The sequence below is a fragment of the Asticcacaulis endophyticus genome (genome assembly GCF_014652575.1).
Lineage (GTDB): Bacteria > Pseudomonadota > Alphaproteobacteria > Caulobacterales > Caulobacteraceae > Asticcacaulis > Asticcacaulis endophyticus.
This window is the reverse complement of the sequence record NZ_BMZB01000005.1, coordinates 128,129-154,281: the sequence shown is the minus strand read 5'-3', so window position 1 is coordinate 154,281 and position 26,153 is coordinate 128,129. Positions and strand designations below refer to the sequence as shown.

The following is a 26,153-nucleotide window of genomic DNA, read 5'->3' as shown; positions in this document are numbered from 1 at the left end:
ACCCCTGAAAAAATGTATACAATCCGCGCCCCCTCAAAATCCTGCCTTCGCGTAAAAATTAAGCAATCGTTCACCCTGTTTCGTCACTGTTTAGCCTATTCGAACCTCTTGATTCGGACGGTGCCTTGGCTCAACCCGCTTTACAAACATCGCCACCTGAACGCGCTGCCCTTGGCGGTCGCGATCGGGATAGCTATGTCAGCCTGCTGGAAGCCTTAAAGGCCGCCACCCACACCGTCGCCACGGTAACTGCGCCAGTGCCGTCCCCGACTGGGCCTGCGCCACGCCCTGCCGGTGACCTTGATCACTTTACCCGCCTGTTGATTGACACCCTCCGTAAAAGCGAGAGCCGCGAACAAAGAGCCCGAATTGCGCAACTGATTGATGCGCCGTGGCTTCCCGAAGCGGCACGGCTTGAGCTATGCGCCCTGCCCGCCGAGGTCAGTCAGGCCATGCTGCAACAGGCCCCGCTCAGCGATGCGGCCCTGTTTAACCTGCTGAATAACCGATCAGAGGCCCATCAGGTCGCCATTGCCGGACGGCCCAACCTGTCAAACAATCTGGTCAAGGCGATTATTAATCTGCCACCCTATCTGGTTCAGATGGCGCTGCTGAATAACCCGTCCGCTCGCTTTGAGCCTGAGGACATGCAGAGCCTTTGCCAACTGGCCCAAGGTCATGCGGCCCTGCGCGGCGCCCTCATTCGCCATCCGCTGTTTACCGAGTCCCATGCCAAGGCGCTGATGGCTTCGGTCGGCCCGGCCTTACGTGACGCACTTCATACGCGTTTTCCGTATCTGGCCGTCCCTTCAGCCACAGCCACCTCTGCGCAGGCGGTAGCCGAGCTTAAGCTGTCTTCCCTTACCAATGGCCTGTTGCTGAACCTGCTCAATGTCGGCCAGCTTGACGCTTTTCTCGAAGGCATGGGCCGCAAATTGGACCTCGATAGTGCAAAACTGCGCCACAGCCTGAACGGCCAAAGCTGCGTGACATTAGCGCTTTCGATGACGGCGCTTGGGATTGACCGCGCCGCCTTTGCTACTGTGCTTGAGCAGATACAGCGCCTCAACAACCAACGCCCCAAGGTGACCAGCGCCCATCACCTGCTGGCCCGGCCGGTATTTGATCTGCCGCCCGCCATGGCGCGGGAAAAGCTGCAGGCTATTCTTGGCTAGGCTATAACGCTTTGATTTCCCGAAATATCAGCGTATAAAGCCGCCCCGCCCTGCGCGCTAACTGTTTCTAGATTGGTCGCGATATTTTAGCCGAAAACCGCTCACACTTTTCGGCATATCGCTTTAAAAGGCCCCTTACAATGCCCCTGAAGCTGGCTTTTAAAGCGTCTGAACGGCCCGAAGCGCAGCAGGCCTGTGAACGCCTGAAGACCCGCTATGGCTCAAGCGACAGCCCCGACGTGGTGGTGGCGCTGGGCGGTGACGGGTTCCTGCTCGAATGTCTGCATGAGCATCTAAATGACAGCGTGCCAATCTTTGGCATGAACCGCGGTTCGGTCGGGTTCCTGCTCAATGAGTACGGCGAAGACGATCTGGTTCAGCGCATCCACGCCGCCGAACGCACCCTCATTCACCCCTTGCGGATGCGGGCCACCAACCGCGACGGCGAAAGCTTTGAGGCCCTGGCGCTCAACGAAGTCTCCCTGCTGCGCCAAACGCACCAGAGCGCCAAGCTGAAAATCTATGTTGACGATAAGGTTCGCCTCGAAGAACTGATCTGTGACGGCTGCATGTTGGCGACGCCGGCCGGATCGACCGCCTATAACCTGTCGGCCCACGGCCCGATCCTGCCCCTGACGGCGCAGGCGCTGGCCCTCACCCCGATCAGCGCGTTCCGCCCACGGCGCTGGCGCGGCGCGGTTCTGCCCCACACAAAACGCGTGCGCTTTGAGGTGCTTGAAGGCGACAAACGCCCGGTCAGCGCCTCTGCGGATACCTTTGAAGTCAGGCATGTCAGGGATGTGCAGATCGAAGAATGTCGCGATATGTCCGCCACCATCCTGTTCGATGCGGGTAAGGGCTTTGATGAGCGCGTACTGGCGGAAATGTTCACGGCTTAGGGCGGCATGCGTTGCAACCTCCCCATCAAGGATGGGGAGGCGTCAATTTTTACCTTCGGTGAATCTTAAAGAGCCCCCACCACCACATCTCATCGCTGCGCGATTTCGGGCGGTCCCCCTCCCCAGTCATTTTAGTGCGCTAACGCTACGCTCCTTGAGCGCCGTTGGGGAGGTGTAATTTTCTTTCATACTCCCCCGGTGTACCGGGGGAGATGTCACGAAGTGACAGAGGGGGGCTCTTGCAAACTTTTGGGACTTAACTGCTATCGGGGATGCTATCTGGCAAGACCAGCTTCACCTCACCGCGCGCCACGCGCCAGTACATTTCGCCGCCTTCGGCTTCAAACCACGGTGGATGCTGAGTGGCCAGAATCGTCCGCTCATCCAGCCACAACAGGCCGGTCTTCGGATCGAGACGCGGAGGGCTTTTCGGCGTATCCTCTGCCTCGTCCACCAGATCGTCATCAAGCTCATCATCAAAATCATCAATCCCGAAATCGGGTTCCGACAAATCAAGCCCCTTGATGCGCTTGATCAGTTCATCCGGCGTTATAGGGGCTGGTTGCGGGTCGATTTTGGGGGCCAGTTTCGCGCATACCGCGTCATGGGTTGCGCGCAAGGCCGCCAGTTTCAGGCCGAACTCTTCGCGGCTGCGGGCGGCCTCTTCTGGGGTGAGTTGCTTACACGCCGTGCGCTCTGACGCATCAACGCGCGCATAGACACGCTCGATCAGCAGGCCCGTGCGCGTCATTTGCTCAAGTTCCGGGGCATCATAAGGCGACGGCAGATCGCCCAGCCGCTCCAGCATCCGGTCGGCAAACGCACGCAGCCGCGCCCGCCGTTCTTCGGGCGTAAAGCGTTCCTGAGTTGGCGCATCGGCAGTCATCCCCTCAGCATGGGGGAAAAACTAACAGGGGGGATAAGTTCACCTTCTCCTCCCCTGTTTACGGGGGAGGTGGATTTTGCGTTAGCAAAAGACGGAGGGGGCAGCACCGAGACATATTAAGCGCGCTGCCGTTACAAACTTGAGTACAGGATAACGACAACGCAGTCCCCCTCCGTCTGCGGCGCTACGCTTGCAGCCACCTCCCCACTGCGTAGGGAGGAGAATAAAGTGCCGACCTATCCGCCAGCTCCCAGTTCCGGGTGCAGGGGCCGTGCCCCTGCCCTGCCCTGATAAAATTCATAAAAATGGCGGCCTTTAGGGGTTCTTAAATCTGTGCCGGTTATGGTGAACAGCAATTGTGACCATTCGTACCCCTTTGAGGACCCCTCTCCCATGTCGGAAAAAGCTCAAATCATTCAGGTTCCCAACACCTTACGCGCCAAGGTCGGCGGCAAGATGGGCGCCCTTGATCAGGCCGCTATCGCCAAGGCCGAAGCCGCCATTGCTGACCTGTCGTCCAATTTCGGGGAATGGCTGCTGGACGAAGTCAAGAAAATCGAAAACGCGCAGGCTGAAATTAAGCGCAGCGGCTTCACGCCTGCCAATGCCGATAAGCTCTATTTCCACTGCCACGACCTGAAAGGGCTTGGGACGACCTACGGCTATCCGCTGGTGACCCGCATCGCCGGGTCGCTGTGTAAGATGATGGATGACGAAGCCATCCGCCTGCAAGCGCCGCGCGTCCTGATCGACGCTCACCTTGACGCCATCCGTGCCGCCGTGCGTGACAGCATCAAGGAAGACACCCACCCGGTCGGTAAAATCCTCGCTGACACGCTGGAGGCCCGCGTCAAGGAACACCTCAACGCCATTGGTCATAAAGAATAGGTGGCGGCCACAAAGACTAGGCGTCAAACGCCACCAATAAAAAAGCCGCCGGAGTGATTTCCGGCGGCTTTTTTATTGTAAAATGAAAAGATTAAGCCGCTTCAAATTCTGACTTCGCCTCTGCCTCACCCTTGGGCAGATTGGCCCATGAATGGCCTTTGTGGTCAAAGTCCAGACGCTCCATCAGATAGGCGATATCTTCGCGCGATGCCGTTGGGGTCTGAGTCAGGAAGCGCTCGATCAGCCTCTCCTGCAAGCGGATGGGGTCGAGATGCCCCTGCTCGGCCTTAAGGTCGTGATAGGTCTCGACCGCCGCCTTGAAGGTTGCGAACATGCCACCGGGTAAGCCGGCCCTGTCATATATGGCCAGTAAGCCCAACGACCCGGCATCATGGATCATTAGCCAGGTGCGTTCATGCGGCACACCGGATAGCTCCGCCAGTGCGTATTCAAAGAAGGTCATTTGCCCGCGCACCAGCGCCCTGAGCATAAGCGACGGCGTCATGCGGCCAAAATCGACCAGATGGCGCGCCAGCGTCTTGGGATCATGGGCATTAGGGGTGCGTCCGGCCATGTCGAGAGTCGCGCGCTCCTGCACCGCTTCGGATATCCGCGCCGCCGTCTCCGGCGTCACCGCATGGCGGGCCACCAGTTGTTCGCGTAAGGCGCCGCTGACCAGATGCACCAGCTTTTCCGTCACCGTCACCGGCAGGGCCTGACGATGAACCAGCACCGACTGCATGATCTCAGACTCACCAAAACGGTCCATCACCCGCCCGAAACCGCCCTCGTCAAAACGGGCATTATCGTTAGCACAGGCAATCACTACCGCCTCCTCGACGCCGTGGGTCGCTAAGGCACCGGTGACGACTTCGGATAAGGTGTCGCGCTTAGCAATCGCGATCTGACGCGCCGGATTGCCGGCTTCGATCACGGCGCGCAGATCGTCGTCGCTGAAAACCGGCGAATAATGCAGAACCGGCACGGCCACCGACACCACGTCCTGCGCCAGTTTCATGGCCACGTCATGCGGCAACAACTCAGATGTGCGCATGGTCACCGACAGAGCACGACGCACCAGTTCGGCGGCATCATGGGCCATCAGGCGGATGATTTCATGGGCAGCTTCGCGCTCAGCCTCACTGACCACCTGACGCTCCATCACCCGGCAGATCTTATGGGCCGCCACGGCGCGGTCGTCGGCATTATCACTTTTCACCAGACGCTTAAGGTCTTCGTCGGACAAAACCAGTTTTGAGGTCATCATGGGTCGAAATCCTGAGAGCACGGATATGAGCCCTGATTGTCGCGTCTTATCCCTAACGAAGCTTTACTTTTTGGTCATAAGTTCGCTTAAAGCGCTAAAAATCGATCACATTATCTTGAGAATGACCCAAAAATACAACCTTAAGAATATATAGTGCATAATTTTCGCAGCCGGTAACGGGACAGCAAGATGTTTGAGCTAAGCTTTGCGCCCAGTACGGAGCCGTTATGTCACCCCACGATCAGCCTTTGACGACTCAGTTTCCCGCCGTCGATGAGGCCGTTATCCTCGATTACGGCCTGCGGGCACAGGCGCGTATGCTGCCCTATGCGTTGGGGTTCTTTGGTGTGGGGTTGCCGCCGTATCTGTGGGCGGCGTCCTATTTCATGCCCCCGGCCTTTATCGTGCTAAGCCTGACCCTGTTTGCGGTCAACTGGGGCTTTTTCCATTACCTGCGCGCCAAGTCCCGCGCCCTTTTGACGCCCGAAGATCAGGTGCCGCCGAAAGCCTTTCTGGCCCGCCGCATGGTCTATCAGGGTGCCAGCGGCGCCTTGTGGGTCGCAGGCCTGATGATCCTCAGCTATGTGGCAGCCCTGTCCGGACACAATGCTCATATTTTTTTGCTGATTTGTGCGGGGGCTGCCGTTGGCATCATCTTCTTTTGCACGCCGGTTCTGCGGTTTCTGCTGACCCTGGGGCCATTGGCGGCTACGGGCCCGGTGATTGCGCTCAAATCCGTGCCGGGCGGGCAAGACCTGAGCAATCTGGCCATAGGTGGCATGGCACTGGCGCTCGCACTGGGGTTCATTCTCAACCGTCATTTGCGGGAACATTACCAACTGGCCCACGATCAGTTGCGGCTGGCCAGAGAACGCAACGCCGCCGTCAATACCTCAGAGAGCTTAAGCGCCAGCAAGATCGCCCTGATGCACACCCTGTCGGATGAACTGCGCACGGGCCTTAAAGGATTAAGCGCCAGCCTGCACACCGGCCTTACACAGGCCAGCCGTGCCCCGGCCATTCGTCAGCACATCTATTCGGCGCTAAATGAGGCCCAGCATCTGGAAAACATGCTGGTGACCACCCTTGATAATGACACCGCCGAGCAGGGGCTGATGCAGATTACCCCCGAAGCGCTCGATATCGACGCCATCTGCGTGAAAGTCATTGAGGATTTCAGCGCTCAGGCCACCGCCAAAGGCCTTGAACTGGCGCTAAATCTTGAGGCCATACCGCATAAGGGCGCGGTCATGGCCGATGGGGCGCGGGTTACCCAGATCCTGTCCCACCTCGTCTCCAATGCGCTGGCCTATACGGCGCGCGGGCGGGTGGAACTGAAGGTGTCCATGATGGCAGAAGATGTGTTGCGGGTCGATGTCCTCGATACCGGCCCCGGTCTTGATGCCGACGAACTGGATCAGGCCTTCAAAGCCCACACCCGCATTGCCCGCACCGCCGCCGGTCATTCGGGCGCCGGACTGGGCTTAAGCTTATCAAAGCGGCTGATTTCCATGATGGGCGGCCGCATCGGCGCCGACAGCACGGTCGGCCTTGGGTCTAAGTTCTGGGTCGAACTGGTATATGATCGTGAGGCTCGCCGTCCCGTAAAACCTGACACGGCACCGCCCGCCGTGGCCGCAGAGATGCGCAACAGCCTGCGGGTTCTGCTGCTGTCCAATGACAGCTTAAGATCGGCCCAATTGCGCGACAGCCTTGAGCGACTGGGCCATAAGTGCCTGACCTCGACCACGCGCGAACGCGCGCTCAGTCTGGCGGGTAAGGTCGAACTTGACGCCTGCCTGATCGCTACCGGCCCGTTGAACGAAGTCGCCGACGCCGATGGCCGCGAAACGCTGGAGGCCTTTTTATACCGCCTGCGCACCAGTCAGTCAGAGGCGGCGATACAGATTCTGGCCCTGCTGCCGCAGGGTGATCACGCCGATATTTTGCGTGACATGGGCGTGAAACCGCTGATCCTGCCCCAAAGCGAAGCTGACCTGAACCGCGCCCTGTCGGCCTGATCCGGTGTCACAAACCGACATAAACATCACAGATTTCACAAAATCGGAATAACTTCGGTATTCAAGTATTCGCGACCTGTGCAACTGCTCACATAAACGGCCCTTAAAACCGCAAAAAGCTTACGTCGTCGTAAACTTTGATTTGTCTGGAATTTTCAGCCAACCCCATACAAAACACAGTTATATCAACCCCCTGTTTCCTTTAGGTCAGGTGATGTTTCATTGTGCATCGCCGCAATATTTGTCCGTTGTGTTTCTTAAGCCTTGTGTCATACATTTTTGATAATTGTATAGGGTTACTTGAATTTCTAAGTGCCCGTATACCGCACAACAAAAGTCTTACAGGTTACAGGAAACACGGAGAATGATTTTCAAATGCTCGCACCGCGAATATTTGAAAATAGAACCCCGATTTACCCAAGGGAAACGGCATGCGTACCATGACATCTTATCGCGGCGGCAAATTTTTTAACAAAGTCTTACTGACCGGCACCTCGCTGGCCCTGCTGGGGACGGCCCTGCCGGCTCTGGCGCAAAACGACGCCCCGCCCGCAGATGAGCCGGAGGAAATCTTAGAGATCGTCGTCACAGCCCAAAAGCGTGAGCAATCGCTGCAGGACGTGCCGATCGTGGTCACCACCCTGTCGGCCAAACTGCTGCAGGATGCCGGTGTGCGCGACATCAAGGACATGCAGGTCTTGACCCCCGGCCTGACCGTGACCTCGACCCAGAACGAGTCCCTGACCACCGCCCGCATCCGCGGCGTCGGCACGGTCGGTGACAATCCCGGCATGGAATCCTCCGTCGGCGTAGTGATTGACGGCGTTTACCGTCCGCGTAACGGCGTAGGCTTTGGGGACCTCGGCGAACTGGAACGCATCGAAGTCCTGAAAGGGCCGCAAGGCACCCTGTTCGGCAAAAACACCTCTGCCGGTGTGATCAACATCATCTCCAAAAAGCCGTCCAGCGTCTTTGGTGCCGAAGCCGAAGCCACGGTCGGAAACTATGACGCGCGCGGCTTTTCCGCCGCTGTCACCGGCCCGATCGCGGGCGAAGAAGTCTTAGGCCGTCTCTATGTCGCCAAGCGCGAACGCGGCGGCTATTACGATGTCGTGACCGGTGATGGCCCACGTACCACGACCGAAGACGCCACCCAGGATTTCCAGACCGTGCGCGGGCAACTGCTGTTCGTACCGAACGACGACCTGAGCATCCGCGTTATCGGTGACTGGTCCAGCCGTGAGGAACGCTGCTGCGTCACCGTGCAGACCCGCACAGGGCCTACCGGCGCGCTGATCAACGCCATCACCACCGGTGGCCAGGGCATTGATTTGACCGCCAGCCCCGAAGACATGACCGCCTATGCCAACCGCGATACCCGTCAGTTCATTGACGATAAGGGCGTGTCGATTGAGGCGAACCTGAAACTCGACTTCCTCGATTCGACCCTGACCTCGGTGACCGGCATCCGTAACTGGAAAAACGTCAATGGTCAGGATATTGACTATACCGGCGCGGACATTCTCTACCGCCGCGACAACGGTGATTTCTCCGCTGAGTTCAAAACCTTCTCGCAGGAACTGCGTCTGGCCGGATCGACCGATAAGCTCAACTGGCTGATCGGGGCCTTCTATGCCGAAGAAGACCTCGATCGGATGGATTCTTATGTCTACGGCACAAAGTACGCCGCCTACATCAGCGCTTTGTTATCTCAGCAAATTCCGGGCACTACCCCGTCAAACGTCCTGCCCCTCCTGACAGGCCGGGCCGCCGGAACCAACTTCGTCGCCGGACAAGGCGCGCTCGACCACTATACCCAAAGCGCCAAATCGTTCGCCCTGTTCACCAACAATAGCTATCAGGTGACCGAGGCCTTAGAGCTGACCCTTGGCCTGCGCTACACGGCTGAAACCAAAGAGATGACGGGGGTTTACACCAACTCAGATTCAGGCGCGACCTGTGGGGCAGCGATTGCCCGCTCTGGCTTAGGCGGCGGCACACCGACCGGAATTTGGGCGCTGATACCGACGGCTTCGCGCCCAACGGTCTTGGGTGGCCTGTGCGCCTTCTGGGCCAATCCGGCGTTCAACAACCGTCAGGTCGCCGACGAACAGGAAGAAAAAGAATGGTCCGGCACCTTTAAGGGCGCCTACCGCTGGAACGACAACATCATGACCTACGCCTCCTATGCGCGCGGGTACAAAGGCGGCGGGTTCAACCTAGACCGGGCGCTGACGGGCCTTACGCCCAATTCATCGCTCTATTTCCCGGCGGAAACGGTTGATAGCTACGAACTGGGGGTCAAGACGTCCCTGTTCGACAAAAAAGTGCTGTTCAACCTGACCGCCTTTGATCAGACCTTTAATGACTTCCAGCTCAACACATTCTTAGGCACCGCGTTTGTGGTCGAATCCATCCCGGAACTGACCTCAAAGGGTTGGGATGCCGATATCTATTGGGCCACGCCAATCCGGGGCTTAAGCTTCCAGGGCGGTATCGCCTATGCCGACACAAAGTATGCTGAGTTCGTGGCCGCTGACCTGAACAATCCGGGCAGTTTTGCGCAGTTGTCCCTGCTGCCAGGTGCCCAGATGTCGTTCGCGCCCAAGTGGACCTCATCCGGGTCGGTGACCTATACCCGCAATGTGGCGGGCCTGCGCTGGCTGGCCAACCTATCGGCCAAGCATACCTCCAGCTACAATACCGGCTCCGACCTCATTCCGTTCAAGATGCAGGAATCCTTTACCCTGCTCAATGGCCGCATCGGCATCGGATCTGAGGACTCGCGCTGGATGGTCGAAATCTGGGGCCAGAACCTGACCGACGAGAGCTATAAGCAGGTCGTGATCAACGCCCCGCTGCAAGGCACCGGCTTCCAGTCGACGGTTCAGCCCGACGGCACCTTCTATAACCGGGGTCTGGATTCCAACACCTATGACGCCTTTATGGGCGCGCCCAAGACCTATGGCATCACCCTGCGCGTCAAGTATTAGACTTGTAATTTAAGACGCCGCGCGCCATGTCAGGGGCATGACCTATGCCCCTGACCCGCGCCTGTTCAATAGCGGCCTTGACCTGTTTGACCAGGTCAAGGCCGCTGACTTTCCGCAAACTATTCTGCGCTACCGCAATGATCGGGCAGCGATTACCGTTGGCCTTGAGGGCCTGAATGATGCGGCATGGATCAGTCATTTCGGTCGGTTCAGCCCCTTGCCCGACAACCAGCCTGAGCCGCTGGCCCTGCGCTATCACGGCCATCAGTTTCGTCATTACAATCCTGACCTCGGCGACGGGCGCGGCTTTTTGTTTGCGCAACTGCGCGACGATCAGGGGCGACTGCTCGACCTCGGCACCAAGGGCTCAGGCCGCACGCCCTGGTCGCGGGGTGGTGACGGACGGCTGACACTCAAAGGTGGCGTGCGGGAGGTGCTGGCGACCGCCTATCTGGAGGCGCTGGGGGTGCCGACCTCACGCACGTTTTCGCTGATCGAGACCGGTGAGGCGCTCCATCGCGGCGATGAGCCCTCGCCCACGCGGTCATCGGTGCTGGTGCGGCTGTCGCACAGCCATATCCGCTTTGGAACGTTCGAGCGGCTGACCTACCTCAACGATCTTGAGACCATGCGCGGCCTGATCGGCTTCGTCGCGGACAATTACTACCCCGATGCTGCCGATCTTGAGGGCGAAGATCAGGTCGTGCGCGTGTTTGACCTGTGCGTCACCCGCACCGCGAAACTGGTGGCGCGCTGGATGATGGCGGGCTTTGTCCACGGCGTCCTCAATACCGACAATATGAACATCACCGGCGAAAGCTTTGACTACGGCCCCTACCGGTTTTTGCCCCATTACGATGCCTATTTCACCGCCGCCTATTTTGACGAAGGCGGGCTCTATGCCTATGGCCGTCAGGTCGATGCGGTGTTCTGGAACCTGACGCAACTGGCGCGCTGTCTGGCCCAGATTTGCGACGGGGCGCGGCTGATCGAAAGCCTCAATGACTTCGGTCCGCGTTATGAGGCCGCTGCCAGTGAGGCCGTCCTCAACCGGTTGAATCTCAAGCCTTTGACCGCTGACAAAGACCAGGGACTGGTCGAGGCGACCTTTAAACTCCAGGCCGCCCTGCATCCGCGATCAGGATCATTTGAGGGGGTATATTTTGACTGGTTCGGCGGCCTGATCAGTGAAGACCGCGCCATGTCTGGCCCTCGCGGTCAGTTCTATACGGGCGAAATCTTTGATAATTTCAAAGCTTTGCTGGGCGATTCTGAACCAAAAGATGCGGACCACCTGAAACATCCGCTGTTTGCCGCATCTGAACCCGTCAGCCTGCTGATAGACGATATCGAAGCCCTATGGGCGGCCATTGCCCGTGATGACGACTGGTCAGGTTTCCACGCCAAACTGGATGAGATCGAAACCTACCGGCAGGCGCTGGGGTTGGCGGCGGATTAAGCCCCCCTCCGGCGCTACGCGCCACCTCCCCCAAAGGATAAATCTACATAGCCTGGCAACTCAATGCGTTGGGGGAGTAATAGTATTTTTTTACTCCCCCAACGCACAATCTTAGCGACTATGCGCAACGTGTCATTTGGGGGAGATGTCACGAAGTGACAGAGGGGGGCTACACGCCCAAATCACAGCACCGAACAATTGGTCAGGCGGCTAAAGTGCTCCAGCGCCGAGACGCCGACCACCGAAGTGCCATAACGATCAAGCTCCGGCGACCAGACCGCCACCGCCGCCCGGCCGGGGATGACGGCGACAATCCCCCCGCCGACCCCGCTTTTGGCCGGCAGTCCGACCCGGTACGCAAACGATCCGACCGAGTCATAGATCCCGCAGGTCAGCAGCAGCGCATTTAACCTGCGCGTCAGCCGCTCAGGGAAGATGCTTTCCTCCATCACCGGCGAATAGCCCGCTGCCGCCAAAGGTAAAGCTGCCTTGGCCAACTGACGACAAGTGATCGACACTGCGCATTGGCGGCAATAGGCCTCAATCACTGCCGCAGGGTCATGGGTGATCGTCCCTTGCGCGCGCATAAGATTGGCAATGGCGCGGTTCTTATAGGCCGTATCCATCTCCGATTTCGCCACGGCATCGTCAATGCTCAAAGGCTCCCCCGCCAGCACACCCATGAAATCGCGCACCAGATGGGCCGGTGCCTTGACCACATCAAGCAATATATCGGTAATGGCCAGCGCACCCGCATTGATGAACGGATTGCGCGGCACACCGGCCTCTTGTTCCAACTGCGACAGGTAGTTGAATGGCGTCCCCGACGGCTCCTTGCCCACCCGCGTCCACACTTCATCGCCCAGCCGGTTGAGCGCCAGCCCCAGCGCAAACAGCTTGGTGATTGACTGCGCCGAAAACGATTCATCGGCATCGCCGACACCGTAATCCTCCCCCTCAATGGTGGCCACCGCCATGCCGAATTTCATGGGGTCAACCGCCGCCAGTTCGGAGATATAGTCCGCAGGCCGCCCCTTGCCAAAGTGCGGCTTAACCAGCACCGACACCTCATGCAGCACATCGTCTAACGAGGTCACTTCCTTCGGGGGCAGAGGTCGGCGCATGAGGGGCTCACTAAGAATCAAAGCAATGACTTCTATTCTATACTTCCATCTTGATGGGGATAGAGCCTTATAGTTCGGGCGAATATACGCCCATGCTTAGCATCATCGCACTCCGCAAATCCTTTTGCCTGCAGAAAAAACTGCAACCTTGGATTTGGCGTCGTGCATGTAGCTGCAAAGACATTCCAGCGCACGAAACCATATTCACGCTGTTTCGCCCATTGGTCGATCAGCTTCCAAAGCCTCAAAAGAATGCCTTCACCGCCACCGTCTATGTGAACGAGATTGACAATCAGCCCACCATCACTCTGCTCAAACTGCGTCAGTATCGTAGCCGTTCCCATACGGAAGGTCAGTGGCCGATCAAAGGCAACCAGTGCATCCTGATCTTTCCGCGACATTTCACGTAATTCAGAAAGCGTAACCCCCTCAATATCCAGCATAAGAACTATCCACTATATTCAGAGCAATGCGAAAAAGAGTGAGGCAAAAACCATCACCCTTTCCATCGACTCAAACGGCAATGTTTCACTTAGCCTCCGCGGTGTTTTCTTTCAGCCAGTCCAGAACCGTCTGGTGCCACACCACCGAGTTCTGCGGCTTTAAGACCCAGTGGTTCTCATCGGGAAAGCGCAGGAATTTCGACTTAATGCCCTGACGCTGCAAGGCCGTGAAGGTGCCCAGTCCCTGCTCTGGCGTCACACGATAGTCGAGATCAGAATGGATAACCAGCATCGGCACCGACCAGTCTTTGGCGTGCAGGGCCGGATTGAATTTATCGTAGTTGGCCGTGTGATTATAAACATCGCCGCCGTTCTCATATTCCGAGAACCACAGTTCTTCGGTGGCATAGCCCATAGAACGGGTGTCAAACAGGCCGTCATGATTGACCAGACACTTCCACGGCCCTTTCCACTGCGAGGCGATCCAGTTGACCATGTAGCCGCCGTAGGAGGCACCTAAAGCACAGGCGCGGTCTTTGTCGATGAACGGATATTTCGCTAGCGCCGCCGCATAACCTTTTTGCAGATCTTCGAGCGGGCGGTCGCCCCAGTGTTCGGATACGGCGTCCGTGAACGCCTGCCCATAGCCGGTCGAGGCATGGAAATCGATCATCACCGCCACAAAACCCGCCCCGGCATAGGTCTGAGCGTTCCAGCGGTACGACCAGGCATCCGAGAATGAGCCCTGCGGCCCGCCGTGGATAATGAACGCCAGCGGATATTTTTTGTTCGGGTCGAAATCGGCAGGCTTTACGATGTAGCCATAGACCGTATCGTCATTCCAGCCTTTGAATGAAAACTGCTCATACTGGCCGCGCGGGCGAAGGTCGAGGCGGGATTTATTGAACTCGGTCACCGGCTTGGCGGTCGCGTCGATCAGGGCCGAGCGGTCGCGCCCTTGCAGATAAAGCTGCGCCGGGGCGGCCAGAGAATCCTTAAGGAAGACTGCGCCTTGCGGCGTGAAATCAAAGCCGGCGATATGGCCGTCTTTGGTCAGCGGCGTGACCTTGCCGGTCGCCACATCAATCCTGAACAGGCGGGTTTTGCCGACATCAGCGGCCACCACATAAAGCGCCTTACCATCATCGGACCAGGTCAGGCTGTCGGGGGAGCGGTCCCAGTCGTGGGCCAGCGGCGTGACCTTACCCGTCGCGATATCTTTCAGGTAAATCCAGTAGCGATCGGCCTCAAACTTCGGGCGTTTCATAGCCTTATAGGCCAGGGTTTTGCCATCAGGCGATACGCGCGGTTCGGCATCCCACGCTTCGTTGTCCGGCGTCAGGTTATGAGGCTTCGTGGCGCGCAGCAGTTCAGGCTTTTGGGCCACGTCCTGCGGGTACTGCATATCGACCTGCCAGACGTCGAAATTGGTGCTCCACGGCTCAGTCTTACCCGCCACCCGCGCCGAAAAATAGACCGTGCGGCCATTGGGGGCGATCTCGTATTCGGCCTCATCACCAAAGGGCTTTGACGGCACATCGCCATCAAAACCATCAGTCAGCGGGGTGGCATGGGTCGCCGCCCCGCCCGCATTCAGGCCAACATAAAACAGGTGATTGCGCTTAAAATCGAACCACGTATCCCAATGACGCACGAACAGCTTATCATAGATCACGCCGCTCGATTTCTTGGCCTTCTGGGCCTCATCGGCCTTGAGCGTACAGGCAATTTCCTCGCCCGCGCAGCCCTCAGTAATGGCCATCGACACTACAAAGCCCTTGCCATCGGGGCTGACCTTGAAACTGTCGATGCCGATCGGTAGTTTGGTGATCTGGGTGCGCTCGGCCCCCTTGGCATCGGTCATGTAAATCTGCCCGCCGGACAGGTAGAAAATCGACTTACCGTCAGCACTCCAGGCCGGACTTGAGGCGCCTTGATCGGAAATCGGCAGTCGCCATTCTTTAAGCGCCGTGTTGGACAAATCCTTGATCCACAAAGACGTCACGCCCTTGTTTTTCTCTAAATCTGTGGCCCGCACCGCTATGACCGCGAACCGGCCAGTCGGGTCAACTTTCAAAGAACTGACGCGGTCTAACTCAATCAGATCGTTGTAAGTGAAGGGTTTGCTTTCGGCAGTCGCCATGCCCCCGGCCAAAGCCATTACCGATACCGTAGCCGCAAAAGCGGCCATTTTCAGCGATCTGATCATAATCTGCAAAACCCGTCACGTTTGAAACGAGCCGCACTTAAGACCGTTTTACAGACATGATCAAGGGGTTAGCCGCTCACCACCACCAACGGCTCAGGCTTTTTTACCGGCGGCTTACCCTTAAGGTCGTTGGTAAAGTTTTTGCGCCAGCTTACGACATCCTCAGTCATAATGCCGTGGATCAGGCCCTCATAACGCGCCACCCGTTGTTTAAGCGGCATGGACAGGGCCTCATGGATCGCTTCAGACACCGCTTCACGGTCAAACGGGTTGACGATCAGGGCGTCGCGCATTTGTGCGGCGGCCCCGGCAAATTCCGACAGCACCAATACCCCCGGATCAGCCGGATTTTGGGCCGCCACATATTCCTTGGCCACCAGATTCATACCGTCCCGCAGCGGCGTCACCAGCCCGACATGGGCGGCGCGGTAAATACCTGCCAGTTCATCGCGGCGGTATGAGCGGTTGACATAGCGCAGCGGCACCCAATCAATCGTTGAGTGCTCACCATTGATATGCCCAGACAGGGTATCGAGCTTGCCGCGAATGTCCTGATAGGCCCCGACTTCACCGCGGGATGGCGTGGCTATCTGAAGCAAAAAGACATTGCGTTCATACTGCGGATAGTCACGCAGGAACTGATCATAGGCTGTGAATCGTTCCTCCAAACCCTTTGAATAGTCTAGCCTTTCGACGCCCACGATCATCTTGCGCCCAGCCTGGGAATCACGCATCAGATCCCAGTAATCCTTGGCGGTTTGCGAGCGGCTGGCCTCAACAAATTCCTTGGCGTCGATGCCAATGGGATATGCCCCGACCTGAATGGTCTTGCCGTAAGCGCGCAAACGGCCATCACCTAAGTCTTCGCCGCCCGCTTGATTGATCACATATTCGGTGAAGGCGTGCATATTGTCTTCGGTTTGAAATCCGACCAGATCATAGTCGAACATGGTCTCAACCAGTTCGCCGTGCTTGGGCAGGGTCATCAGCACCCGCATGGCCGGCCAGGGGATGTGCAGGAAAAATCCGATGCGATTTTTGACGCCCTGCTCACGTAGTTTTGAGGCCAGCGGGATGAGGTGATAATCCTGCACCCAGATCAGGTCATCCTCAACGATCAGCGGCGACACCGTATCAGCAAAGCGTTGATTGACGCGGCTGTAGCCCTCATCAAACGACCGCTCAAACGCCACCAGATCGGTGCGATAGTGAAACAACGGCCACAGGGTCTTATTGGCGTAGCCGTTGTAATATTCTTGCACGTCCTGTTCTTCGAGGTGGGTCAGGGCCACGGTCACCCCGCCAATTTTCTGGATGGAAATCTGGCCTGAGCTTTCGGCCACCTCCCCGCTCCAGCCGAACCACATGCCGTTTTCTTCGCGCAACGCTGCTGACAAGGCCATCGCCAGTCCGCCGACCGAAGCGTTACCGACTTCGGCCGGCGGGCTGACCCGGTTCGAGATAACAATTAATCTGCTCATCTTATGTCTTTCCCACAGCCCGAAGGGGGCCGCGATTAACGGATATCTTTCCAGGGCCGGCTCAACAGCACAGCGCAATTGATGATGCCAACCAGCGAATAGGTTTGCGGGAAATTGCCCCACAGGCTGCCATCGTGAAATGACGTATCTTCAGACAGCAGGCCCGACGGGGTGCGCTGATTAAGCATCCCCTCAAACAGCTCACGCGCCTCATCGGTACGCCCGGCATAGTGCAGGGCCTCGATCAGCCAGAAGGTGCAGAAATTAAAAGCCGTTTCCGGTTCGCCAAAATCATCGGGAAGTGCGTAGCGTAGCATATGTGGGCCGCGACGGAGCATCTTTTCGACCGCCTCCAGCGTGCTCAGGAAGCGTGGATCGTCCTTTGAGATATAGCGCAGGTCGATCATTTGCAGCAGGCTGGCATCGACCTCATCGACATCAAAGGCCGATGAATAAAGATTATCCTCAGCCCCGTCCCTGATAAACAGTGCACGTGAATCAATTGTTGACTTTATCGTCGCCGCCCGCTCTTTCCACACGGTCGCGCGATCCGTCAAACCTAAGATTAGCGCGGCATTTTCGAGCCGGTCGCAGGCGGCCCAGCACATCACCGCCGAATAGGTGTGCACCTTGGCGAAGGTGCGAAATTCCCACAGGCCAGCATCGGGCTGATCGAAAACCTCAAAGGCTTTTTCACCAATTTTCTCAAGCTGCTCAAAATCAGCGGCCGTTCCCGGCCGCAGCAGGCGATGGTCGAAAAACGCCTGCACCGACGACAGGATAATCTGCCCGTAAACATCATGCTGATGCTGGACATAGGCCAGATTACCAACCCGTACCGGCCCCATGCCGCGATAGCCTTTGAGGTGCTCGGCAATGGATTCTGTCAATATTGATTCGTAGCCGATACCATAGACAGGCTGCATCTTGCCATCGACGGCGCGATCAACAATATTGCGCAGATATTTGAGGTAGTTCTCCAGGGTCTGCATCGCCCCCAACCGCGTCAGCGCCTCAACCACATAATAGGCGTCTCTGATCCAGCAATAGCGATAATCCCAGTTGCGCTGCGACCCCGGCGCTTCGGGGATCGACGTCGTCATCGCCGCTATGATCGCACCGGTTTCTTCATAGACGCACAGTTTCAAACCAATCGCCGCGCGGATCACCGCTTCCTGATACTCCATCGGTAGGGCCAGACCCCGCACCCATTCACGCCAGTGCAGGTCGGTTTTTTCCAGCATGTCGCGCACGCCGGTGCGGATATCGACCGAAAAACTTTCATCCGGGCCTAAGAAAAACGCCAGTTCCTCCTCAAGCCGGAACTCACGTTCCTCCAGCACATGACTGACCGCACAGTTGGTCGATAGGCGCAGGATAGCCTCAGACGCGTAGTAGCGAATATGGTTCGACCCGGACGTGGTCTGGGCTTCGCTTTCGCCGTAGTTACAGGCCGGCCGCAACCGGATGCGAATACGCGCCGCACCTTTGGTTGGCCGCACGATCCGGCAGAACGACACCGGGCTATAGAGCCGGTCATTGCGCTTAAAACGCGGGCAAAAATCAATGATTTCGACCTCGGCGCCGTGGGTATCGGTCAGCCATGTATGCAGGACGGCGCTGTTGCGCCCGTAAGCCTGCCGCACATGGGCCATATCCAGCACATCGATGGCCCATAGCCCAAGCGCCTGCGGATCGTTCGTGCTGACACCGGACACCAGATTGCAAAAGGCCGGATCGGAATCAAAACGCGGCACGCAGCCCCACACCCATGTCCCGTTGGAATCAATCAGGGCCGAAACCATGCAGTTGCCGATGGGCGACAGATTAAGGCTGTGGGTTTGCCAATGCTGCGCCAGAACGGTCTGGGTCGCATCCGCGGTCACAGGTGCCGCTTGAGCGGAGGATGCGGTCATGTCAAGCATAACAGGCTCTCCTCCAGCCAGGCTGTGACCGCCGCCACATCCTTAAGACCATAGCGGGCCACCGAAGATCCCGCACCGACCCGGACGCCAAAACCGCCCAGACTATTCACCGCTTCAAAGCCAACCTCATCGGTCAGATCATCGCCGACAAACACCGGCATATGGCCGATAAACGGCGCTTCGCACATGAAGGCGCGAATAGCATCGCCCTTGTTCGGGCCGGGGGTGCGCAGTTCGATCACCTCATGACCAGGCTGAAGGCGCAGGCCGTGGCTCTCGGCCATGCGGGTGGCGAGGGCAATAATATTGGCCTTATGGTCGGGTTCTTGGCGGTAATGGACGGCGACACTCACACCCTTATCTTCAACGATCAGCCCTTCCAGCACGCGGTTTAGGGCGCGAAATTCAGTCACCACAGTATCGAGCGCGGCATGGGCCTCGGTATCTTCGCGTTGCCCCGACGCCGTGCGCCGCTCTAAGCCGTGAGCCCCGGCTACCGAGGTCACAGCCCCCTCGGTGATGCGATCGACGGCGCTGACTGAACGACCGGATATGACCGCCAAACGGCCTTCCAGCTTATCATTCAGGGCTTTCAGCAGCCCATTGCGGGCGGCTTCGGGCTCGACATCATCCGGACGCGGCATTATCGGCGCAATCGTGCCGTCCAGATCAAGGAACAGGGCGACCTTGAACAGGTCCAAAGGCTCAGGTTTAGGCTTCATCTCATCCTCTTTGGCGCCCTCTGGGGACGCCACAAATTGATATGAGTTTTAAGTGCAGCGCACAGGTTAACTATTCTCGGCACTTAGACGTAAGAAAACAATAAGGATTATGCCTATGATTTTGCTTGGGTTTTTACACAATCACATAACAATTGCGTTACCCCGCACTGCGACAGAACGAGATGAACCTGAGTTTATGTGATTTTTATTTGCCTCACAGCCGCCATGCCCATACCCTGAGATCACATGTGAACCCCTTGATTCATTTAAGCCTTATTTTCAGGAAGCCCTCTTGCTCAAAACCGTCAGCGCCAGCGCGATTGCCTTGGCTGCCGCCCTCACGGTTTGGGCGCCGCTGACCTGTGCCCAAAGTGCGCCGCCGGTCGAAATAGCGCCTGCAGATGCCCCGATTATCACGGATCAGGACTTCGAATCCGCCCTGCCCGCGCTGGATGACGCCCCAAACGAGGACACGCCGGTGCCCGGGCTGCCGCCGCAGCCCGCCGCAGAAAATGATGATCTGGTCACAGAGGCTGTAGCGGAAACCCTGCCCGAAATCCCGCCTGCCACCGATGACGCCCTGACCGAGCCCCTGCCGTCTCTGGCCGATTTTGATAAGGCCCCGCCGCCCGCAGTGGTAGCCGCCGCCGATGAGCAAGCGCCGGAAATCGCTTACGACACCACGCTGAATGGCCTGAAAGACCTGAACTTAGAGAAAACCTTCTGGGACTTGAGTGCGTTAAAAGAAGGCAAGGGCAAGGCTGCCAATGCCGTGATGGTGCGCGCCCGCCTCAAGCAGGATGAGATACTGGCGCTGCGACTGCTGAAGGCCGAGGGCTATTATGACGCCACCGTCATGACCTCAATGGAAAATGAGCCGAACCAGCCCGGCCGGGTGCGGGCAACCCTGACCGTGGCCCCCGGCCCCCCATACCGGTTTGATGAGATTGTGATTACGGCCGGGCCCACCACGCCGCCGAACCTGATCCGTGACGCCCTGCCGCTTAAAACCGGCGATAGCCTGATCGCCGACCGGGTGATCGCGGCTGAGGCCAGCGTCAGCCTGAAACTGCCCGAAAACGGCTATCCGTTCGCTGAGGTGGGCGCACGCGATATCCTACTCGATAATACCACCTATACGGCGGATTACACCCTGCCCGTCGAGACCGGGCCGCGCGCGCGCATTCGAAATTTTACCACCGAAGGTCGTCAGGCCTTTGGCGTTGATCACATCGAAACCATTGCCCGTTTCCATGAGAATGACCTGTACGACAGCCGCATGGTCGATGATCTGCGTCAGGCGCTGGTGGCAACCAACCTGTTCCGATCTGTGTCGGTTGAGCCGGTGCGCACCAATGCCCCGGCCCCTGATGGTACGGAATATGTTGATATTCTGGTGCGTCAGCAAACCGGACGGGCGCGCAAACTGGCCGCTGATGTCGGTTTTTCGACCGGTCAGGGCGTCCTGCTCAAAGGTAGCTGGATCAACCGCAACTGGCGCCCCCCCGAAGGCGCACTGATTGTCGAAACGACGCTGGGCAGCAATGAACAGACCTTGGGTGTGAGTTTACGCCATTCCAACTACCGTAAGCGCGACCTGACCCGCCTGATTTCGACCGAACTGGCGCGTTCCGACTACGATACCTATGAGGCGCAAGGTTTGCGGCTGGGTTACAGCCTGTCGCGGTCATCGACCCCGATCTGGCAAAAGCGTTGGACCTGGTCAGCAGGGGTTGAACTGAGTGCCATTCGGCTGAACTCAAAGCTGGATAAGATGCTCGGCGATAGCTGGATCAACTACTACACCGCCGACATGCCGCTTAAGCTGGCGCGTGACGTGACGGATGATCTTCTTAATCCTACCAAAGGGTTCCGGGCCTCTATTGAGACTACGCCACAGGTGTCATTATCAGGTCTGTTTGGCAATAATATCAAGAACCAGTTCGATGTCTCGACCTATCGGCAGGTCAGTGATCAGACGATTCTGGCCGCGCGTTTTCGCGCTGGCACCATCATTGGCAGTGATTTTGTCGATGTCCCCCTGACCACGCGATTTTATGCTGGCGGGGGCGGCAGTGTGCGCGGATTTGGTTATCAGGAACTGGGGCCCCGCGACGCCGCCAATACGCCGACGGGGGGCCTTAGCCTGTTCGAGGTGGCGTTTGAGGCGCGATATCGTTTCAAAAATATCCTCGATGGCAATCTGGGGGTCGTACCGTTTATCGATGCTGGTCAGGTCTATCAGGGTAAGACACCGGACTTTAACGACATTCGCTTTGGGGTCGGCATCGGCGCGCGCTATTATACCAATTTCGGGCCGATCCGCATTGATGTAGCCACCCCCGTCAGCCGGCGCGACGGGGAATCTCCAGTCAGCCTCTATGTCGGGATTGGGCAGGCCTTCTGATGACAGACACACCCGAAACCTCACCCGAACATAAGGCCAAGCCTAAAGCCAAGATACTGGGCGGCACCACTATTGCCAAAATCGCGGGGCTCACCATCGCATTCATTGCCGCCCTGCTGTTGCTGGCGGTGTGGGGGTTGGATAGCGGCGCAGGCAAAGGCTTTCTGCTTGACCGGGTCAATGGCCTCAAATTCGACAACGGCCTGAAAATAAGCGTCGGGCGCATTGAGGGCTCGCTCTACAAACGCGCCGTCATTCGCGATATCAAACTCTCCGACCCCAAGGGCGTGTTTGCCCAGAGCCCGGCGGTGACCCTCGACTGGCGGCCGTTTGCTTACCTCAATAAGCATGTTGATGTGCGCGAACTGTCCTCGGTGCGGATCGATATTCTGCGCCGGCCTGAGTTTAAACCCACACCAAAGACAACCAGCGAACCGTTCAAACTGCCTGACCTCAAGGTGGATATCGGCAAGCTGTCGGTGGAGCGCCTCAACCTGGCGCAGGGCGTGGCCGGGACTGCGCAAACCCTGACCTTATCAGGCGATGCGCACCTGAAAAAAGGCCAGATCTTGATCAATACGGCGGCCAGTTCTAACCGCGCGGATCGTCTGGCCCTGAAACTGGATGCCACGCCCAAACAAAACCGGCTGATTGTTGAGGGCCTGCTGATCGCCCCCAAGGACGGCGCGGTCGTTGCCCTGATTGGGCTGGATGAGGCCCTGACCGTCACAGCGGGCGGACGCGGAAACTGGGACGTGTGGGATGGCCGCATTGAGGGGCATCTGGGCGATAACGGTCTGGCCGATGTGGCCCTGAACGGTCGCAACGGCACCTTTACCGCGAAGGGCAATGTACGGCCCGATTTGCTGCTGAACGGCGTCACGCAAGCCTTGGTGACGCCCGCTGTCAATATTGATCTGACCAGCACATTCAAGGATCGTGTGGCCGATGGTCGACTGGCCCTGAAATCCGATGCGCTCGATATCAAGGCCGCCGGTATTATCGACCTGAAAAACGCCCGTTTCGGTAAGCTGAACATCGATGCCGAACTGATTAAGGCGGCGGTCATCGATAAAAACCTGTCGGGTAAAAACGTCCACCTTAAGGCCCTGATCGACGGTGATTTCAAGCGCCCGCTGATTGATTATGACCTGTCCGCCGATTGGGTGAAGTTCAATAAAATCACCGTCGAAGCCGCCCGCATCGAAGGCCGCTCACGCATTGATGGCGATCACATCATTATTCCGGTCAAGGGCGGTGCCAAGAGGGTGTGGGGCGTGAATGCCGCCGCCGATGGCCTGCTGACCAATGTCCGGCTGGACGGCGATCTGGCCTATAGCGACAACCGCCTGTTAAGCGACAATATGAAAATCCGTTCGGACAAGCTGAACGGCACAGCTTTGTTGGTGGCCGATTTTGGCACCGGCATCTATCAGGGCGCGCTCAAGGGACGCATCAATGATTACCGCATCGACGGTTTAGGGATTGTCAGTGTGGTCACCGATGCTGAACTGGTGCAGCGCCCGGTCGTGAATGGTCAGGGAGGCGGGTTCGGCATTAAGGGTTCGTTCCAGGTTCAGTCCAAGCGCCTGTTTAATGAGGGGCTGCAAAACTTTCTGGGTGGCAATGCCAAGATTTCGGGCGCGTTTTCGACCGCCGCCAATGGCGATATTATTCTCAATAATTTCAAAGGTACATCGCCATCCTTTAACCTGACGGCTCAGGGGCGCTATGCCCTCAAAGGCGGCGGGATTACCCTCAAGGCGCAGGCCACATCAAAACAATATGGCCCCCTCACCGCCAACGTGTCCGGCACGGCCAGCAGCCCGAAAGTGGTACTAACGGCCGCCAGTCCCGGCCTTGGGCTGGAACTGCGTGAGGTGGTGGCGACCCTTACCACCTCCAAAGTCGGCTATGAGGTCAAGGCCGAAGGGGCCTCCGCCTATGGCCCGCTGCTGGCCGATGTCGAAATCAGATCGGGCAGCGGCCCGCTGACCCTCGACATCAATCAGGCGCGGGTGGCCGGTATCGACGCCCAAGGGACTATCCAGCAAACATCAGGCGGTAAGTTCGCGGGCGACCTCAATCTAAGTGGCTCCGGCATCACCGGCGTGGCGTCATTGATGGAAATCAATGATGTACAGGGCGCCAAGATCACGGCCCGCGCCCAAGGCGCCACCCTGCCCGGTGACTACAATATTCAGGTTGGGCGCGCTTTGATTGATGCGACCATTGCCCTTTATGAAAAGCCGGAAATCGTTGCCGACGTTCAGGCGCAAAACCTGAATTACAACAATACCTTTGTCGAAAAGGGTCGCGTCAAAATCAACTACCGCAATGATCGCGGTACGGCCCAGGCGGTACTTAACGGCTCATCGGGTGTGCCATTCACTCTGGCCGTCAATGCAGACCTGTCGCCGCAGCTTTACCGCGTTGCGGCGAACGGTGTCGTGAACGGCATCAATGTCAAAACCGAAGCCCCGGCGCGGATCGTTAAGCGCGGCACTGGCTATCAACTGCTGCCGTCCACGCTTGCGACCAATCAGGGCAAGGTGCAACTGGCCGGTCAGTTTGGTGATGGCATCAAGGGCCAGGCCCGCTTTGAGGGTTTTGACCTGGCCATCATCAATGCGATCGCCCCTGATGCGGGTATTGGCGGTACGGCCACTGGCAGTCTCGATTACAGCCAAAACGGCAATGATATCCCCGATGTGCGCGCGCGGTTGACGGTCGATGATTTCACCCGCTCCTCGATTGCCGCCGTTTCATCACCCGTAGATATCAATATTGACGGCACGCTGAATTCTGACCGTGGCGACCTGCGCGCTGTGTTCCGTCAGAACGGTGCCAACCTGCTGGGCGTCATTGGCCGGATGCAGGTGCAGCTTGATCCCGCATCTGGCGGCGACTGGATTGAACGGCTGCGTCAGGGCGGCATTACCGGCGGCATCCGCTATAACGGCCCGGCCAGCGTACTGTTTTCACTGGCGGCTCAGGGTGATCAGAGCATGTCCGGCACGATGGCCGTGGCCGCCGATATTTCGGGTCAGGTCCGCGATCCCCGCCTGAGCGGCGTCATGCGCGGCAATGGTCTGGCCTATGAGCACTCAGGTTTTGGCACCCGCATTACCCGCATTAATCTTGAGGGGGAATTCAGCAATGACCGGCTGGAGATCCGTAAATTCGATGGCCGCGCCGGTGACGGCACGGTGTCGGCCACCGGCTGGGTATCGCTGGCGGCGGACAATGCCTTCCCTCTGCAACTGAACGCCAAGCTGAACAACGCCCGTCTGGCGGCGTCGGATCAGATATCCTCGACCGTTTCGGGGACACTCGATATCACCAATGGCGATGATGGGGCGCTGATCAAGGGCAACCTCAGCCTGCCGCAAACGCGCTATAAGATCGTCACCCAAGGGGCGGCGGAAATCACGGAATTAGAGGGTGTGCGCCGTCCGGCCATCACAACCGCCGGCCCGCCACCGCGCCAAAAAGCCCCACCGAAAGACTGGCGGCTGGATGTGCGGGTACGCGCCGAGAACCAAATTTTTGTGTCCGGCATGGGGTTGGAGTCGGAATGGCGCGCCAATATTAATGTCGGCGGCACGACCCGTGCCCCGCGCGTGCTGGGTAACCTCAATGCCATTCGCGGCACCTATAATTTCGCAGGCCGTGAGTTCAAGCTCGATACCGGCGTGATCAGCTTTGAGGGCGGGCAACTGACCAATCCGGAGATTGAGATCGCCGCCTCTACGGTGGTCGATGACATCACAGGCACCATCAATGTCACCGGCACCGCCCAGCGACCGTCCATTGCGTTTTCCTCCGACCCGTCCCTGCCGCAGGATGAGGTGCTGTCGCGGATTCTGTTTGGCGAAAGTGTGACCAACCTGTCGGCCACTCAGGCCCTGCAACTGGCGGCGTCGCTCAATCAACTCAGCTCCGGCGGGGGCGGTGTCAATCCGTTGGGGACATTGCGGGCCGCGACCGGCATAGACCGTCTGCGCGTACTGGGCGAAGATGACGCGACCGGGCGCGGCACGGCGGTGGCGGCGGGGAAATACCTGACCAACAATGTCTATGTGGAAATTGTCACCGACACCAAGGGCTTCATGGCGACCCAGTTGGAAATCTCCCTGTCGCGCAGTTTGAGCATCCTGTCGCAGACCGGCACGGCGGGCGGCACCGCCGTCAACCTGAGATATTCGCGCGATTACTGATTGCCAAACGGACGCCATTAACCCTTAATCAGTT

16 protein-coding genes are annotated in these 26,153 nt (G+C 58.1%); 8 read left to right on the top strand and 8 right to left on the bottom strand.

Features of this window, described 5'->3' with window-relative positions; genetic code table 11:
- Nucleotides 1-125: 125 nt before the first annotated feature.
- Both IE102_RS15510 and IE102_RS15505 read left to right on the top strand, forming a co-directional pair.
- Nucleotides 126-1,175 (top strand): DUF2336 domain-containing protein, encoded by a 1,050-nt coding sequence (locus IE102_RS15510; protein ID WP_189488356.1) that lies wholly within the window; start codon nucleotides 126-128, stop codon nucleotides 1,173-1,175.
- Nucleotides 1,176-1,315: 140 nt separating this feature from the next.
- Nucleotides 1,316-2,074 (top strand): NAD kinase, encoded by a 759-nt coding sequence (locus tag IE102_RS15505; protein WP_189488354.1) that lies wholly within the window; start codon nucleotides 1,316-1,318, stop codon nucleotides 2,072-2,074.
- Nucleotides 2,075-2,330: 256 nt separating this feature from the next.
- Here IE102_RS15505 and IE102_RS15500 read toward each other — a convergent pair whose 3' ends face one another.
- On the bottom strand, nucleotides 2,331-2,960 hold the full coding sequence (locus IE102_RS15500) for a hypothetical protein (RefSeq protein ID WP_189488352.1): 630 nt from the start codon (nucleotides 2,958-2,960) through the stop codon (nucleotides 2,331-2,333).
- 393 nt (nucleotides 2,961-3,353) lie between these two features.
- Between IE102_RS15500 and IE102_RS15495 the strand changes: the two genes are divergently transcribed.
- A complete protein-coding gene (locus IE102_RS15495; protein WP_189488350.1) occupies nucleotides 3,354-3,848 on the top strand; it encodes an Hpt domain-containing protein in 495 nt (164 codons plus the stop codon).
- 91 nt (nucleotides 3,849-3,939) lie between these two features.
- Here IE102_RS15495 and spbR read toward each other — a convergent pair whose 3' ends face one another.
- Nucleotides 3,940-5,115 (bottom strand): SpbR family protein, encoded by a 1,176-nt coding sequence (spbR, locus tag IE102_RS15490; protein WP_189488348.1) that lies wholly within the window; start codon nucleotides 5,113-5,115, stop codon nucleotides 3,940-3,942.
- A 227-nt stretch (nucleotides 5,116-5,342) separates the two neighbouring features.
- Between spbR and IE102_RS15485 the strand changes: the two genes are divergently transcribed.
- The 3 genes from IE102_RS15485 (at nucleotide 5,343) to IE102_RS15475 (ending at nucleotide 11,588) form a co-directional block, all read left to right on the top strand.
- Nucleotides 5,343-7,136, top strand: a complete 1,794-nt coding sequence (locus tag IE102_RS15485) for an ATP-binding response regulator (RefSeq protein WP_189488346.1) — start codon at nucleotides 5,343-5,345, stop codon at nucleotides 7,134-7,136.
- Between the two features lie 440 nt (nucleotides 7,137-7,576).
- Nucleotides 7,577-10,129, top strand: a complete 2,553-nt coding sequence (locus IE102_RS15480) for a TonB-dependent receptor (RefSeq protein WP_189488438.1) — start codon at nucleotides 7,577-7,579, stop codon at nucleotides 10,127-10,129.
- Nucleotides 10,130-10,166: 37 nt separating this feature from the next.
- Entirely contained in the window at nucleotides 10,167-11,588 is a 1,422-nt protein-coding gene (locus tag IE102_RS15475) for a protein adenylyltransferase SelO family protein (RefSeq protein ID WP_189488344.1), read from the top strand.
- Nucleotides 11,589-11,770: 182 nt separating this feature from the next.
- On the opposite strand, the gene IE102_RS15470 is transcribed toward IE102_RS15475, so the two are convergent.
- The 6 genes from IE102_RS15470 to otsB all read right to left on the bottom strand — a co-directional run bounded on the left by IE102_RS15470 (nucleotide 11,771) and on the right by otsB (nucleotide 19,492).
- A complete protein-coding gene (locus IE102_RS15470) occupies nucleotides 11,771-12,712 on the bottom strand; it encodes a glutaminase (RefSeq protein WP_189488342.1) in 942 nt (313 codons plus the stop codon).
- A gap of 32 nt (nucleotides 12,713-12,744) precedes the next feature.
- Nucleotides 12,745-13,155, bottom strand: coding sequence for a hypothetical protein (locus IE102_RS15465; protein ID WP_189488340.1), 411 nt, complete (start codon nucleotides 13,153-13,155; stop codon nucleotides 12,745-12,747).
- A gap of 85 nt (nucleotides 13,156-13,240) precedes the next feature.
- Nucleotides 13,241-15,364 (bottom strand): alpha/beta hydrolase family protein, encoded by a 2,124-nt coding sequence (locus IE102_RS15460; protein WP_189488338.1) that lies wholly within the window; start codon nucleotides 15,362-15,364, stop codon nucleotides 13,241-13,243.
- 68 nt (nucleotides 15,365-15,432) lie between these two features.
- Entirely contained in the window at nucleotides 15,433-16,845 is a 1,413-nt protein-coding gene (gene otsA, locus IE102_RS15455; protein WP_189488336.1) for an alpha,alpha-trehalose-phosphate synthase (UDP-forming), read from the bottom strand.
- A gap of 35 nt (nucleotides 16,846-16,880) precedes the next feature.
- Complete coding sequence (locus IE102_RS15450; RefSeq protein ID WP_229807807.1) at nucleotides 16,881-18,650, bottom strand: glycoside hydrolase family 15 protein; 1,770 nt, start codon at nucleotides 18,648-18,650, stop codon at nucleotides 16,881-16,883.
- 107 nt (nucleotides 18,651-18,757) lie between these two features.
- On the bottom strand, nucleotides 18,758-19,492 hold the full coding sequence (gene otsB, locus IE102_RS15445; RefSeq protein WP_189488334.1) for a trehalose-phosphatase: 735 nt from the start codon (nucleotides 19,490-19,492) through the stop codon (nucleotides 18,758-18,760).
- A gap of 292 nt (nucleotides 19,493-19,784) precedes the next feature.
- Here otsB and IE102_RS15440 point away from each other — a divergent pair, with 292 nt between their 5' ends.
- Together IE102_RS15440 and IE102_RS15435 are read left to right on the top strand one after the other, a co-directional pair.
- Nucleotides 19,785-21,899 carry an autotransporter assembly complex protein TamA gene (locus tag IE102_RS15440; RefSeq protein ID WP_229807801.1) on the top strand — a complete coding sequence of 705 codons (2,115 nt, stop codon included), beginning with the start codon at nucleotides 19,785-19,787 and terminating at the stop codon, nucleotides 21,897-21,899.
- Nucleotides 21,899-26,119, top strand: coding sequence for a translocation/assembly module TamB domain-containing protein (locus IE102_RS15435; RefSeq protein ID WP_189488331.1), 4,221 nt, complete (start codon nucleotides 21,899-21,901; stop codon nucleotides 26,117-26,119). Before IE102_RS15440 ends, IE102_RS15435 begins: the two co-directional genes overlap by 1 nt.
- Nucleotides 26,120-26,153: the final 34 nt, after the last annotated feature.